Source organism: Flavobacterium acetivorans, from assembly GCF_020911885.1.
Classification (GTDB): Bacteria; Bacteroidota; Bacteroidia; order Flavobacteriales; family Flavobacteriaceae; genus Flavobacterium; species Flavobacterium acetivorans.
The window spans coordinates 3402738-3416789 of sequence record NZ_CP087132.1 but is presented as its reverse complement, the minus strand read 5'-3'; the positions used below and the strand labels follow the sequence as shown (position 1 = coordinate 3416789).

The following is a 14052-nucleotide window of genomic DNA, read 5'->3' as shown; positions in this document are numbered from 1 at the left end:
TATTGTATTTTTCAGATGCAAAAATAGTCTTTGATTATGGATTTTCAATATTTTTTAGAATTTGTTCCCAATTTAGTTCAAGCAGCACTTCCTGCGATGAAAGCCCATGTTAAAATGGCGCCTTTTGAAAGAATCGAAAGTTTGAAAAATATAGATATTGAAAATAAAAACCCAAGAACGGCTGCGGTGATGATGTTGTTCTATCCTAAAAATGGAGTTACCCATTTGGTTCTTATTGTACGGAATTCCTATGAAGGTGTTCATTCGGGGCAAATTGCATTTCCTGGGGGGAAATATGAAAAAGAAGATAAAGATTTCAAGGAAACGGCACTGCGGGAAACACAGGAGGAAGTAGGAATCAGCCCGGAAGTAATGGTAATTATTAAAGCTTTTACTCCCATGTATATTCCTCCAAGTAATTTTATGGTGCATCCTTTTTTGGGGATTTGCAACGATGAAATTTGTTTTGTGCCTGATCCTAGCGAAGTAGCCCAAATCATTGAACTTCCGTTGTCCGTTTTTTTAAGTGATGCAATTGTCATCGAGACAAATTTATCCACATCCTATGCGCAGAACATCAATGTGCCTGCTTTTGAGATTGAAGGTCATGTGGTTTGGGGCGCAACGGCTATGATTCTTAGTGAGTTAAAAGATGTTTTAAAAACTGTTTTGGAAGTTTAAAACCGATTTTTGGAATTTTAAAAAGCACTTTTAGGAGTTCCGTTATCGCATGTACTTCTAAAAATAATTTTCGTACGTTTGCAATCCTAATTTAGAAAATAAACAACTACTTTTATGGGATTATTTAAGAGAAATCCTTTTGGTCACATACTATTGATAAAAAAATGGTTAATCCGAATTTTTGGAGTAATTACCCACAGACGCTATAGAGGATTCAATGAATTGAAAATAGAAGGTTCGGAAATAATCCGTAATTTACCGGATACTAATGTACTTTTTATCTCTAACCATCAAACTTATTTTGCCGATGTGGTGGCTATGTTCCATGTTTTTAACGCTAGTTTGAGCGGGAGGGAAGATTCCATTAAAAACGTAGGTTATCTCTGGCAACCCAAAATGAATATTTATTATGTTGCAGCCAAAGAAACCATGCGGGCAGGTTTGTTGCCAAGAATCATGTCCTATGTTGGAGCGATTACCGTTGAGCGAACTTGGCGTGCCAAAGGAGTTGATGTAACTGAAAAAAGAGATATAAATCCGAATGATACGGAGAATATTAAAATTGCACTTAAAGACGGTTGGGTAATCACTTTCCCGCAAGGAACAACAAAATCTTTTAAACCGGTCCGCAAAGGAACCGCACATATTATCAAACAGCACCGGCCAATTGTAGTGCCAATCGTTATTGATGGTTTTCGACGTTCTTTTGACAAAAAAGGATTGCGCATGAAAAAGAAAGGAATTTTACAATCTTTTATCATCAAAGAACCATTGGATATTGATTACGACAATGATAGTATAGATGAAATTGTCGAAAAAGTAGAATATGCCATCGAGCAGCATCCTTCTTTTTTAAAAGTTATTCCAGCTGAAGAAATAGAAGAACAGGAAAAATTGAACAAATACCGTAAATGGGACTATTAACGAAGATTTTAGATAGTTAAAGAGACAAACGCGATTGTTTAAAAAAACAATCGCGTTTGTTATTTATACAGCAGAATAATTTACAAAGCGGTGAATAGATTCATAAGTTTTTTTAGATTCAAGTAAAACTATAAATCTATTTTTTTTAATTCTTTATAATTAGCATACAATTTTCTAAGCAGGATTCCATATATTAAGCGGTAAAATAGCCAAAAGGCGCCAAAAAAAGCAACAATAGTTAAAAGTAAAATTCCAATTGTTATTGCCATAATTTTGCTATCACTTGCAATTTTATGTCTCAAAGCGTTTACTTCTGGGTTGTACGCAAATGCTATGACAAAACCAATTATCAAACTTAAAACAATCATACCCAAATTGTACCAAACATAATATTGAACTGTCTTTCTTGTTTTTAAAATGTCTTTCATTAACTGTTTTGTAGAAGCAGTAGTAGAAATAGTAATATAGTTTTTGTAAAATAAATAGATAAAAACTAATATGACACCATAATTAAAAATAGTCAATACTTCAAAGTAGGCTATTAATTCTGAGTGATTTATCTTTATTAAATAATCGTCAGAATTAAAGCATAAACTAAGACAAGTCCATAATAGAACTTCCAAAATACTGATAATCAAAATCCACTTCACAATCGAAGATGACTTTTTATGAATCATTTTGTAAATTTCTTTTTCTGATACCTGCTCAAAAGAATTCTCGTTCTTTTTCCAGTCTTTTTTCAATAAATCCAGCTCTTTCATATTCCTTAAGGATTTAGTATTTTTTTTAGTTTTCCTTTTATTCTGTTCATTTTTACTCTGGCGTTTACTTCGCTAATCCCTAATGTTTCGGCAATTTCATGGTAATCTTTGTCTTCCAGATACATGAAAACCAAGGCTTTTTCGATATCATTTAGCTGATAAACCGCTTTGTACATGAGCTTAATTTGCTCTTCTTCTTCATAATTATAATCAACGTCCTTGGTAAAATGTTGCCGCGCTTCATATTCCACTGTCGCAATAGAGCGTTTGTTTTTTCGGTATAAAGTAATGGCGGTATTCAGCGCAACGCGATAGGCCCAAGTAGAAAATTTGCTGTCGCCCCTAAATTTTGGAAAAGCTTTCCATAGCTGAATCGTGATTTCCTGAAACAAATCTTTGTGTGAATCCTCACAATCAGTATATAATCGACAAATTTTGTGGATTATATTCTGATTTGCTTGCAATTGTTTCACAAAAGAATGTTCTAGATTCTCACTCATATTTCATTAGTACACTTGAATTCAATTTTGTTACAAAGGAATGCATTTATATTTAAATTCATTTGCGTATTACAGTTTTGGAGCACAAAGTTCTCGATTTATAATGGACATTGGTCCCGCTGTTCATTTCAATCTCCCGAAGAAAAATCGGGAGGATTTCCATTTCCATCGGGGCTAATGAGAGAGTTTTGTTCTTTTAATCACATTTCAGACGTATTGAATCGAGGGGATTTTAGCAAATAAGCCTTCGATCAGGAACTTATAATTCTCTTTCTTTATAATAGTTCACCATTAAGTTTACAAATTTGCTATAGCTTTGCATGCCGTCTTTTTGCTGGTTTACTTTTAAGAAATTATCATAAAAAATATGAAAAGCAGTTTCAATAGGGCTTTGGTATTGTTTCCAGAAATCCTCACTTTCCTGATAGTTTTTTAAAATTCCGGGATGTACGGTTTTTAGTAATTCATTTAGAATTTTTTCATCACGTGCCTGCCAGTTTCCCAAGCAATATTGCAGTGCAATACTATAACCCGAATATTTAATGTAGGCGTCATCATTTTTTATTGAAGCCAGAAAACCTATAAAATTACATTCGCTTTCGCTGGCAAAGCCCATCTGATGTGCCATTTCATGATTAGCGGTCATTGGGAAACGGTACATTGGCCCCAAATAATTTACTTGGGCTTCATTGGTAAACGGATTCAAATAGCCTCCAAATCCCATATAGGTCAATGGTAAACTAAATAGTGATTTCTTGACGCTCAAACGGGAATATTCTAAAAAAGGATAGCTTTCTGATAAATTTTTATAGCCATTCAGATTCATAGTGAAGGTTTGTTCCTGTGAATACGGAAATGTTACTTTCAGACTGTCATTTTTAGTGATTTGTTTTTGAATGGCGTTGGTCTTAGCAATCAATTTTTTGGTAAAAACTAACAAATCAGTATCGGTATATTCTCTTTGAATCTCCATTTTTTCAAAAAGCGGTTGACGGTAATAATTTAATGCCCAAAGCGTATGGAACAGGAAATAAAAAACAGAAAGAAAACTCAATATATGGAGTAGGTTATTTTGCCAAAGCGATTTGCTAACACTCTGTTCAGTTTTGCCTCTTGTCCAAAATTTTCGTTTCTTCCAGAACCATTTGATACCTAGAATAATCAAAATAAAATAAATACAGTCTCCCACAGAAAAAGGAATTTTTCCCAGAATTGATCTTGAAAACAATGCTATATAGGGATATAAGCCATTGCTGTATAAGGATTCTACCGCTTCGGGGAAATAAGGGATAAATTGCAGTACAATTATTTGTATAAGAAGAAATAGGGGCAGAATGTGTATTCTTTTCACGATATCAATTTTGAAACGTAAATATAATTACAATATCAATTAGTGCCTAAAAAGAATTTAAACTTTGTAACTTTGAGCTTTTAAAATGTTAAACTTCAAACAAAAATAAATGAGTCAAGAAATAAGAAATTTAGAACCCAAAGCACTTTGGAATAAGTTTGCCGATTTGAATGCCGTGCCTCGTCCTTCTAAAAAAGAAGAGCGTGTAATTGAATTCATGAAGAATTTTGGAAACAGCCTTGGATTAGAAACTTTTGAAGACGACATCCGCAATGTGATTATCCGAAAACCGGCGACTCCAGGAATGGAAAACCGCAAAGCGATCATAATGCAAGGACATTTGGATATGGTGCATCAAAAAAATGCCGATACGGTTTTTGATTTTGATGCTCAGGGAATTGATATGTATGTTGATGGGGATTGGGTTCGCGCTAGAGGAACTACGCTAGGTGCTGACAATGGCCTTGGAGTTGCTGCAATTATGGCGATTTTAGAAAGTACGGATATTCCACATCCAGCCATTGAAGCTTTGTTTACCATTGATGAAGAAACAGGTATGACCGGTGCTTTAAACTTAAAAGGAGGGATTTTACAAGGACAGATTTTATTGAACTTGGATACCGAAGAAGATGATGAAATTGACATTGGTTGTGCCGGAGGTATCGATGTTACAGCTACAAGAAGTTATTATGAGGAAGAAGTTCCAGAAGGTTCTGTGGGGCATATTATTAGCGTAAAAGGATTAAAAGGTGGGCATTCAGGAATGGATATCCACAAAGGTTTGGGTAATGCCAATAAGATAATGAATCGCTTATTGTTTGATGCCTTTGAGAACTTTGGTTTACAAGTGGCTGAAATCAACGGTGGAAGTTTGCGCAATGCTATTCCTAGAGAAAGTGTTGCTAAGGTGATTATCTCTGAAATGTTTGATGAAGCCTATATTTTTGATATGCAGGAAATCATCAATGATATTAAAACCGAATATAAAACGACTGAACCTAATCTGACTATCGAGATCGTGAAATGCGAGACGCCAAAAAAAGTAATGGATTTAGGAGTTCAAGAAGGAATTATCAGAGCTATTTATGCTGCTCATAACGGTGTGTATCGCATGAGTGCTGACATGGAAGACTTGGTGGAAACTTCTAACAATATAGCCAAAGTGGCCATTAAGGATGGTGAAATTTCCATTGGTTGTTTAACGCGTTCATCTGTTGAAACTTCTAAATTTGATTTGGCCAATGCGTTGCGATCCGCATTTGAATTAGTAGGCTGCGAAGTTGAACTTTCAGGATCCTATCCGGGTTGGACTCCCAATGTAAAATCGGAGATCTTAGATGTTTTGGTTCCTATTTATGAAAAACAAAATGGCGAAAAACCAAAAGTGGTTGCCTGCCATGCGGGACTGGAATGTGGAATTCTGGGCACTAATTACCCGGATATGGATATGATTTCTTTTGGACCAACAATCCATGGAGCGCATTCCCCAGATGAGAGAGCCAGTATTTCTTCTTCTCAAAAATTTTGGAAATTTTTGCTTGAAATCTTAGCAGAAATCCCATTGAAATAGTAATCAGTGGTCAGTGAGTAGTATTCAGTCGCGGTATTCAGTTTGTAACTGAGAACTGCGACTGAACATTAATTTTAGTTTGTAACTGCTCACTGCGACTAAATACTGAACTTAAAATTTCAGTTTGTACCTGACCCTGAATACTGTTTACTGAATACTAATTTTAGTCTCTTTTAGGACTACTTTTCTTTTCTCTTTTTTCTTCTTTCTTTTCTTTTGCTGTTTTAAGAGGCTCTTTTTTTTGAGTCTTCTTTGCGTCTTGACTTTTTGCCATAATGATCTGTAATTTGTATTTTATTGTAAGTAAAGATAGTGACTATTTTTTGGCTTTTAGTTATATAAATAATTTAGAGCTTCGTTATTGGCGCTAATCTCTGTTTAGGATTTGCAGGATTTGTTTTTAACAAAAAAAAATCCTCAACTATTTCTGTAATTGAGGATTTTGTTATGTAAGTTTTTATTACTTCTTTTTCAATATTTTGTATTCTTCATAGCAACCGCTAATGGCGTCCATGATTTGAAGATCGTTTGCTGTTTGAATAAAGGATTCCGAATAATTGCAGCGTTGTAATATTTCCGGAATTTCTTTCTTGTCGATGCCTAATAAAATGGCAAGTGTTTCGCGATCAAATTTAGATTCTAAAAGGTTTCTAACGGTATCGTCCTTCTTCATTTCTTTAAGTTTCTTAAGCTCTACTGTTTTTTTTCCAAAGAAATTATAAAGCATATCGGCTGGATTAAAAATAGATCCCAGAACCCTGCCAAAAGCATTTGGAGAGTAGTTCCCGGCTTCATATCCATCTGTTAATCCTGAAATACTGTAACGATAGTTTTCTTTTATAGGGATTGTCTTAGAGTCAACTTCAAGATAGCCTGTTAAATTAAAGGGTTTAATGACTACTTCTTCTAGTGCTATGGCGCTTTCTGTAAGAAAAATTTTGGCCATTTTATTTTTCAACCAGTCATTGGTAACTTTAACTCTTAGGGATTGAAAGCCTAAAAGTGAAATATGTAGTGTATCGTTTGGATGCACATCGATTTCAAAATAACCATTTGAATCTGTTCTGGCTCCTCTTACCTTGTTAATGTTAATGACGTTTACATTGGTCAATGCCGACTTAGTATTGTCATTATAAATATAGGCCGATACTTTTTGTGAAGATGTTATTTCCTGAGCTGAAGTGCTTATGGATATAACTAAAAAAAAGAAAACTACAAAATATTTCATATACTGATTTAAAACTTTAAAAGTAGTAAAACAGGATTAAATATTTTGTAGTCTCTTGTATTATTATAAGAAAATTAACAATATATGTTAGTCTCTTCTTGGTCTTCTTGGTCTAGGTGAATCACCAAAACTTTCAGAACGTCTAGGTGCTCTGTCTGATGAACCTTCTCTTCTTGGAGCTGAACCTCTTTCGCTTCTGAAACCACCTTCTCTTGGAGCCGAACCTCTGTCGCTTCTGAAACCGCCGCCAGAACCTTCTCTTCTTGGAGCAAAGCTTCCTTCACGTCTTGGGCCAGAACTTCTTCCGCCACCAAAACCACCTGAGTTTCTTCCGTTGTGATCGCGTCTTCCGCCACCGTCATTTTTAGAAATTTCAACATTAATACGACGTCCTTCTAATTGTACGTTGTTTAATACTTCCATTACTTTGTCAGTGTGTTCCGGATCCGTGTTAAAGAAAGAGAATCCTTCTTTTACGTCTACTTTGAAAACGTCATCACGACCTAAGTCTAGAGTTTCTTTTAAGTAATCTTTCAATGACATCCAGTCAAAATTATCTCTTGAACCAATGTTTACAAAATATCTTGTTGCACCGCCATTGTTGTTCTCTCTTGGAGCGCCATCTCTGTCATCACGTTCACGTCTTTCACCAGATTGGGTAGAAAGATCTCTGTTTTTCTTGTAATAAGCGATAAAACGGTTGAATTCAACAGATACCATTTTCTTGATCAATTCTTCTTTCGATAAATCTTCAAGCACATTGTTGATGGCAGGCAAGTAGTTGTCAATTTCGTGATCAACTTCAGTATCTTTAATTTTAGTAGCTAAGTGTAATAATTGGATTTCGCAGATTTCGATTCCTGATGGAATTGTTTTTTCTTCGAATTTTTGTTTGATGATTCTTTCGATAGAAGAAATCTTACGCAATTCACTTTTGGTAACAATAACGATAGAAGTCCCTAATCTTCCGGCACGACCTGTACGGCCAGAACGGTGATTGTAAGTTTCTATTTCGTCAGGTAATTGGTAGTTTACTACGTGAGTAATATTATCAACGTCAATTCCACGTGCAGCAACGTCAGTAGCTACAAGCATTTGGATTTGTCTTCCACGGAAAGATTTCATTACACCGTCACGTTGCGCTTGAGATAAATCCCCGTGCAATGCAGCAGCGCTGTATCCGTCTTCAATTAATTTTTCAGCAACAGCTTGTGTATCACGTTTTGTTCTACAGAAAACTACGGAGAAAATATCTGGATTAGCATCAGCAATACGTTTCAAAGCTTCGTAACGGTCACGAGCATTTACTAAGTAAAATTCGTGAGAAACCGTTGCAGATCCTGAGTTTTTAGTTCCAACCGTAATTTCAATTGGATCAGTCATGAATTGTTTTCCAATTCTTGCTACTTCGGCAGGCATAGTAGCTGAGAATAACCAGGTGTTTTTTTCGTCTGGCGTAGTTGAAAGGATATTTACAATGTCTTCGTAGAAACCCATGTTTAACATTTCGTCGGCCTCGTCTAGAATACAATAGTTGATTTGAGAAATGTTTACCAAACCTCTGTTGATCATGTCTTGCATTCTTCCTGGAGTGGCTACAATAATTTGTGCGCCTCTCTTAATGTCTCTTGCTTGTTCTGTAATGCTAGCTCCACCGTAAACTGCTACCACATTAATACCTTTTTCGTATTTAGAGTAGTTTTTAAGTTCGTTGGTAATCTGCAAACACAATTCGCGTGTTGGAGATAAAATTAATGCTTGTGTATTTCTGTTGTTGGCATCAATTTTCTGAATAACTGGAAAACCAAAAGCTGCCGTTTTCCCTGTCCCTGTCTGAGCCAACGCAACCATATCTGTGTCTTTTTCCAATAATAGGGGAATCGCTTTCTCCTGTACTTCTGACGGATTTTCAAATCCTAGATCTAAAACCGCCTTCAGTAACGATTCACTCAATCCTAATTGTTCAAATTTATTCATATGTATTTTTAAAATAGGGTGCAAAATTACTGTTAATAATCCATATAAACTAATGCTATTTTAAGATTTAATGATTTATTGTAATTTGATTATCAGAAAGTTATGGTTTTTGGTGGTTGTTGATGTGCTTGAGACTTCTAAAATATAGGGAGATTTTGGGTAGTATATTTAAAAATTTGAATAAAAAATGTTGCATTTTAAACAATTATTGTTCTGTTTTGAGAAAGTCTATTAATTTTTGAGTCGCTTTTCCTCTGTGGCCTATTTTATTTTTGATTTCCAATGGCAATTGGGCAAAAGTTTCTTTGAATCCAAGGGGTTGAAATATAGGGTCATAGCCAAAGCCTTGGTTTCCAGATTTTGCTAAAGTGATTTGACCTTCTGCAATTCCCGTAAAAAGAAACTGTTCTCCGTTTAGGTTCAAAGCAATTACAGTTTTGAACTGCGCCTTCCTATTGCTTTCATTAGCCAATGCGTCCAATAATTTTGTCATGTTGTCATCAGAATCTCTTTGTTCTCCTGCATAACGTGCCGAATAAACTCCTGGTTCTCCATTTAAGGCTTCAACTTCTAGACCGGTATCATCAGCAAAACAATCATAACCATAATTAGCGGTTACATAATTAGCTTTTAGAATTGCGTTTCCTTCAATAGTATTGGCAGTTTCCGGAATTTCTTCATGGCAGCCAATGTCTTCCAGACTTAGGATTTGGATTGTATCAGGAAGTATACTTTGTATTTCAAAAATTTTGTTTTTGTTGTTGGAAGCGAAAACGAGTTGCATAGTTTCGGTTTAAAATTTAAATGGTCAAATATACAGTTTTGAAATTTTAGAAAGAAATGTATAAAATGCTGATTTGATACTTTTGCCTTGTTTGAGTTAAATAAATGCAGAATTATTAGTCTTGACTTTAATTAGGTTAAAAACCAGTTAAATAGCTGTTTTTTAATTGTTTAATATTTAAATAAATGTATCTTTGATATGTGGTTTTGATTAATTACTTGCGTATGTTATTCTTCACATAAGATAATGTCACAATAGTCAGCTGTACGGTTTTATGTATAAGTTGATAATGATAAATCAGAACTTACAACTGGAGGGTTTTAATAGCCCTCCTTTTTTTGTGATTGTTTTTTAGTGCTTTGTCACATTGGTCAAATTATCGGGAAAATATAAATCCGAAAGATGGATGAATTCGTCGCCACGCATGAAAATAGATGCATCTACTTCTTTAAAACTGTTTTTTCCTGCTGCAGCCAGTAATTCGTTGGCAGCATGAAGCGTGTTTTTATGGAAATAATACACTCTTTCTGATTTATCAGTAACTACAAGACCTTTTATCAGCATTTTATTTTGGGTAGCCACTCCGGTAGGACAGGTGTTGTTATGGCAACGCAATGCTTGGATGCAACCTAAGGAAAACATAAAACCTCTGGCGCTATTACAAATATCAGCTCCCATAGCGATAGCTCTTAGGATGGAATGTGCGGAGATTATTTTCCCGCTACAGATCACGGTTATTTTATCACGGATATTGAGGCTAATTAATGTTTTGTTGACAAAGATAAGGGCGGGTTCTAACGGCATACCAACACCATCAGCAAATTCCAACGGTGCTGCTCCAGTTCCGCCTTCGGCACCATCTACTGTTATGAAATCAGGATAGCAATTTTGGGCAATCATTTCTTGACAGATGGATTCAAATTCAGTAGTCTGGCCGATGCATAACTTGAATCCAACAGCTTTTCCATTCGATAACTGTCTTAATCTTGCGATGAATTGAATCAGTCCTTTGGTATCGTTGAATGCCGTGTGATTTGGTGGAGAAAGTACCGTAGTGTGGGGTTTTATTCCTCTTATTTTGGCGATTTCTACTGTGTTCTTGATGGCGGGAAGTACACCGCCGTGGCCTGGTTTGGCGCCTTGGGATAGTTTTAATTCAATCATTTTTACAGAAGAATGATTGGCATTTTGGGTAAATTTTTCTGAATCAAAATTTCCTTCTTCGGTTCTGCATCCAAAATAGCCTGTGCCTATTTGCCAGCATACATCGCCGCCTTGTAGGTGAAATTGTGTGAGCCCGCCTTCGCCGGTATTGTGGTAAAAATTGCCTTTTTGCGCTCCTTTGTTAAGCGCAATAATGGCGTTTTCGCTCAAAGAACCAAAACTCATCGCTGAAATATTTAACAAAGAAGCTGAATAGGGTTGGCTGCAATCAGGTCCGCCTATCACTACTCGGGGCAGTTCTTCATTTACTTTGGCAGGAAATATGGAATGTCTTATTCCTTCATAATTAGATTTGTTGATGTCTAATTGGGTTCCAAAAGGAGTATTGGCACTAATGTTTTTGGCTCTTTGGTAAACAAGAGAACGTTCGTTTCTACTGAATGGTTTTCCATCCGTATTTCTTTCAATAAAATATTGTTGGATTTCAGGGGCTACTGATTCGAAAAAGTATCTAAAATAACCTAAAACGGGAAAATTTCTTAAAATAGCGTGCTTGTGCTGTAGGATATTGGCGATTCCGATGAGTAGTAAAACGGGTAGAATAATAATAAGAAATAATCCGATTTTAAAATAGAAAAAGCTGATTAAAGAGATGATGAATGCGGTAATTCCTAGTGTGAAAAAAAGCTTTCTCATAATTTCTTGTTTTTAAAATTGAATTATTCTTGAATTATAAATTTTTTAAACTAGCTGTAACGTAACCGTACATAAACATGTTTAATTCCTTTTTTGTCTGAATCTCTTTCGTCAATTTCCAGGATGTCAGTTAAGGATTTTAACATAGGTGTCAGTTTTGCAAAGCCATAATTTCGAGGGTCAAATTCCGGTTTTTTCTTCACGATCAGGTTTCCTACATCACCTAGAAATGCCCAACCGCTATCATCGGCAATATCGTCTATGGAGTCTTCGATCAGGTCGATTGTTGGTTCGTCAATTTTATTAAGAGGTTTTTGAGCTGTTTTTTCTGCCGTTTTTGAAGTGTTTTTTTCAATAGCTTTTTTTGTCTCGGTATCAGAAGTTCTTTTTGGTGTTTTTTTCTTGATAGCGCCGTCTAAAACTTCAATATAAATGAATCGGTCGCAGGCAACAATGAATGAATTGGGAGTTTTTTGTTCGCCAATTCCAATGACTTTCATTCCGGATTCTCTCAATCGAATGGCTAAACGGGTAAAATCAGAATCGCTGGAAACAATACAAAAACCATCCACTTTATAGGAATACAATAAATCCATCGCATCAATAATCATAGCTGAGTCGGAAGAGTTTTTTCCAACCGTGTAGCTGTATTGTTGAATAGGAGTAATGGCGTGTTCTAATAGAACACTTTTCCAACCTCCGGCATTGGGCTTGGTCCAATCGGCATAAATGCGTTTGGTGGTAGGAGTTCCAAATTTAGCGATTTCCTCCATCATTCCTTTTACATTGCTATAAGGAACGTTGTCGGCATCAATTAGGACGGCTAGTTTTAATTCTTTGGTATCTTGTGACATAAATTTTAATATTGAAATGCTTATCCAAAGGTACGAAGTTTATTAATAATATAATTCTTGACACCAGTTGAATAGATAATCTTTTCTTTTTTTTCTTAGAACCAAAATAGGTTTTAGTTCAAAGAGAAAAAATTAAAGTGAAGAGCTGGAGTTGCTTCTAAAAAAATAAAACTACTTTCGATACTATTATAAAATTTAAATAATTATTTTTGCAACCTCTTAAAATTAAAAATAGTACTTAATATATTATGGTAAAGGATTTATTCGAAAGAATTCAAAACAATAAAGGTCCATTAGGAAGATGGGCTTCACAAGCTGAGGGTTATTTTGTTTTTCCTAAATTAGAAGGAGAATTAGGGCCGAGAATGCAGTTTGGAGGAAAAGATATTTTGAACTGGAGTTTGAATGACTATTTGGGTCTTGCGAATCATCCAGAAGTGCGTCAAGCAGATACGGATGCGGCTATTCAGTTTGGAGCTGCTTACCCAATGGGTGCGCGAATGATGAGTGGTCACACCAAATATCACGAACAATTAGAAGAAGAATTGGCTGCTTTTGTAATGAAAGAATCGGCTTATTTATTGAATTTTGGTTACCAAGGGATGGTGTCAATCATAGATGCTTTGGTTACTAAAAACGATATCATTGTGTATGATGTTGACTCACATGCATGTATTATAGATGGAGTTCGTTTGCACATGGGAAAACGTTTTACTTACAAGCATAATGACTTGGAAAGTATGGAGAAAAACCTGCAACGCGCTACGAAAATGGCTGCCGAAACAGGTGGAGGAATTCTTTTTATTACCGAAGGTGTTTTTGGAATGCGCGGTCAGCAAGGTAAATTGAAAGAAATTGTGGCTATGAAGCAAAAATACAATTTCCGTTTGTTGGTTGATGATGCACATGGTTTTGGTACACTTGGAAAAACAGGAGCCGGAGCAGGTGAGGAGCAAGGAGTTCAGGATGAAATAGATGTTTATTTTTCTACTTTTGCTAAATCGATGGCTAATATTGGTGCTTTTGTAGCTGCAGATAAAGATGTTATTGATTATTTAAAATACAATTTGCGTTCGCAAATGTTTGCCAAAGCATTGCCAATGATTCAAACTATTGGTTCGTTGAAACGTTTGGAGTTATTGCGTAAGTCTTCTGAAATCAAAGACAAACTTTGGGTAAATGTTAATGCCTTACAAAACGGGTTAAAAGAGAAAGGATTTAATATTGGAGATACTAATACTTGTATTACTCCGGTATATCTTGAAGGAAGTATTCCTGAAGCAATGATTATGGTAAATGACTTGAGAGAAAATTATGGTATTTTCTTGTCAATTGTTGTTTATCCGGTTATTCCAAAAGGGATTATCTTGCTAAGAATGATTCCTACGGCTTCACATACTTTGGAAGATATTAATGAGACATTATCAGCATTTGAAGCAATCCGTGAGAAATTAGTGAACGGAACTTATAAAGAAATTGCATCGAGAACCACTGTAGATTTAGATGCATAGTAATGTAGTAATATTTATATGAAAAAATCCATTCTTGAACAGAATGGATTT

12 protein-coding genes are annotated in these 14052 nt (G+C 35.4%); 4 read left to right on the top strand and 8 right to left on the bottom strand.

The features are described from left to right. The first annotated feature begins 36 nt into the window (after positions 1 to 36). The gene (locus tag LNP19_RS14795; RefSeq protein ID WP_230062666.1) at positions 37 to 681 is read left to right on the top strand and encodes an NUDIX hydrolase; all 645 of its coding nucleotides are present in this window, start codon (positions 37 to 39) and stop codon (positions 679 to 681) included. 114 nt (positions 682 to 795) lie between these two features. Further along, entirely contained in the window at positions 796 to 1605 is an 810-nt protein-coding gene (locus tag LNP19_RS14790; RefSeq protein ID WP_230062665.1) for a lysophospholipid acyltransferase family protein, read from the top strand. 128 nt (positions 1606 to 1733) lie between these two features. On the opposite strand, the gene LNP19_RS14785 is transcribed toward LNP19_RS14790, so the two are convergent. From LNP19_RS14785 to LNP19_RS14775, 3 genes are all read right to left on the bottom strand, one after another. After that, positions 1734 to 2366, bottom strand: coding sequence for a hypothetical protein (locus tag LNP19_RS14785; protein WP_230062664.1), 633 nt, complete (start codon positions 2364 to 2366; stop codon positions 1734 to 1736). A gap of 5 nt (positions 2367 to 2371) precedes the next feature. Next, positions 2372 to 2866: an RNA polymerase sigma factor gene (locus LNP19_RS14780; protein WP_230062663.1), complete on the bottom strand. Its 495-nt coding sequence runs from the start codon at positions 2864 to 2866 to the stop codon at positions 2372 to 2374. A gap of 259 nt (positions 2867 to 3125) precedes the next feature. Beyond that, positions 3126 to 4217 (bottom strand): DUF3810 domain-containing protein, encoded by a 1092-nt coding sequence (locus tag LNP19_RS14775; RefSeq protein ID WP_230062662.1) that lies wholly within the window; start codon positions 4215 to 4217, stop codon positions 3126 to 3128. A 109-nt stretch (positions 4218 to 4326) separates the two neighbouring features. Between LNP19_RS14775 and LNP19_RS14770 the strand changes: the two genes are divergently transcribed. Next, entirely contained in the window at positions 4327 to 5787 is a 1461-nt protein-coding gene (locus tag LNP19_RS14770) for an aminoacyl-histidine dipeptidase (RefSeq protein WP_230062661.1), read from the top strand. Between the two features lie 460 nt (positions 5788 to 6247). On the opposite strand, the gene LNP19_RS14765 is transcribed toward LNP19_RS14770, so the two are convergent. From LNP19_RS14765 to LNP19_RS14745, 5 genes are all read right to left on the bottom strand, one after another. Then, complete coding sequence (locus tag LNP19_RS14765; RefSeq protein WP_230062660.1) at positions 6248 to 7015, bottom strand: carboxypeptidase-like regulatory domain-containing protein; 768 nt, start codon at positions 7013 to 7015, stop codon at positions 6248 to 6250. Between the two features lie 87 nt (positions 7016 to 7102). After that, positions 7103 to 8992 carry a DEAD/DEAH box helicase gene (locus tag LNP19_RS14760; protein ID WP_230062659.1) on the bottom strand — a complete coding sequence of 630 codons (1890 nt, stop codon included), beginning with the start codon at positions 8990 to 8992 and terminating at the stop codon, positions 7103 to 7105. 205 nt (positions 8993 to 9197) lie between these two features. Further along, positions 9198 to 9776, bottom strand: coding sequence for a non-canonical purine NTP diphosphatase (locus LNP19_RS14755; protein WP_230062658.1), 579 nt, complete (start codon positions 9774 to 9776; stop codon positions 9198 to 9200). 351 nt (positions 9777 to 10127) lie between these two features. Beyond that, the gene (locus LNP19_RS14750; protein ID WP_230062657.1) at positions 10128 to 11636 is read right to left on the bottom strand and encodes an FMN-binding glutamate synthase family protein; all 1509 of its coding nucleotides are present in this window, start codon (positions 11634 to 11636) and stop codon (positions 10128 to 10130) included. A 50-nt stretch (positions 11637 to 11686) separates the two neighbouring features. Then, positions 11687 to 12490, bottom strand: a complete 804-nt coding sequence (locus LNP19_RS14745) for an NYN domain-containing protein (protein WP_230062656.1) — start codon at positions 12488 to 12490, stop codon at positions 11687 to 11689. 248 nt (positions 12491 to 12738) lie between these two features. On the opposite strand from LNP19_RS14745, the gene capB reads away from it, so the two are divergent. Continuing rightward, positions 12739 to 14001 carry a cysteate-C-fatty acyltransferase gene (capB, locus tag LNP19_RS14740; RefSeq protein ID WP_230062655.1) on the top strand — a complete coding sequence of 421 codons (1263 nt, stop codon included), beginning with the start codon at positions 12739 to 12741 and terminating at the stop codon, positions 13999 to 14001. The last annotated feature ends 51 nt before the right edge of the window (positions 14002 to 14052 follow it).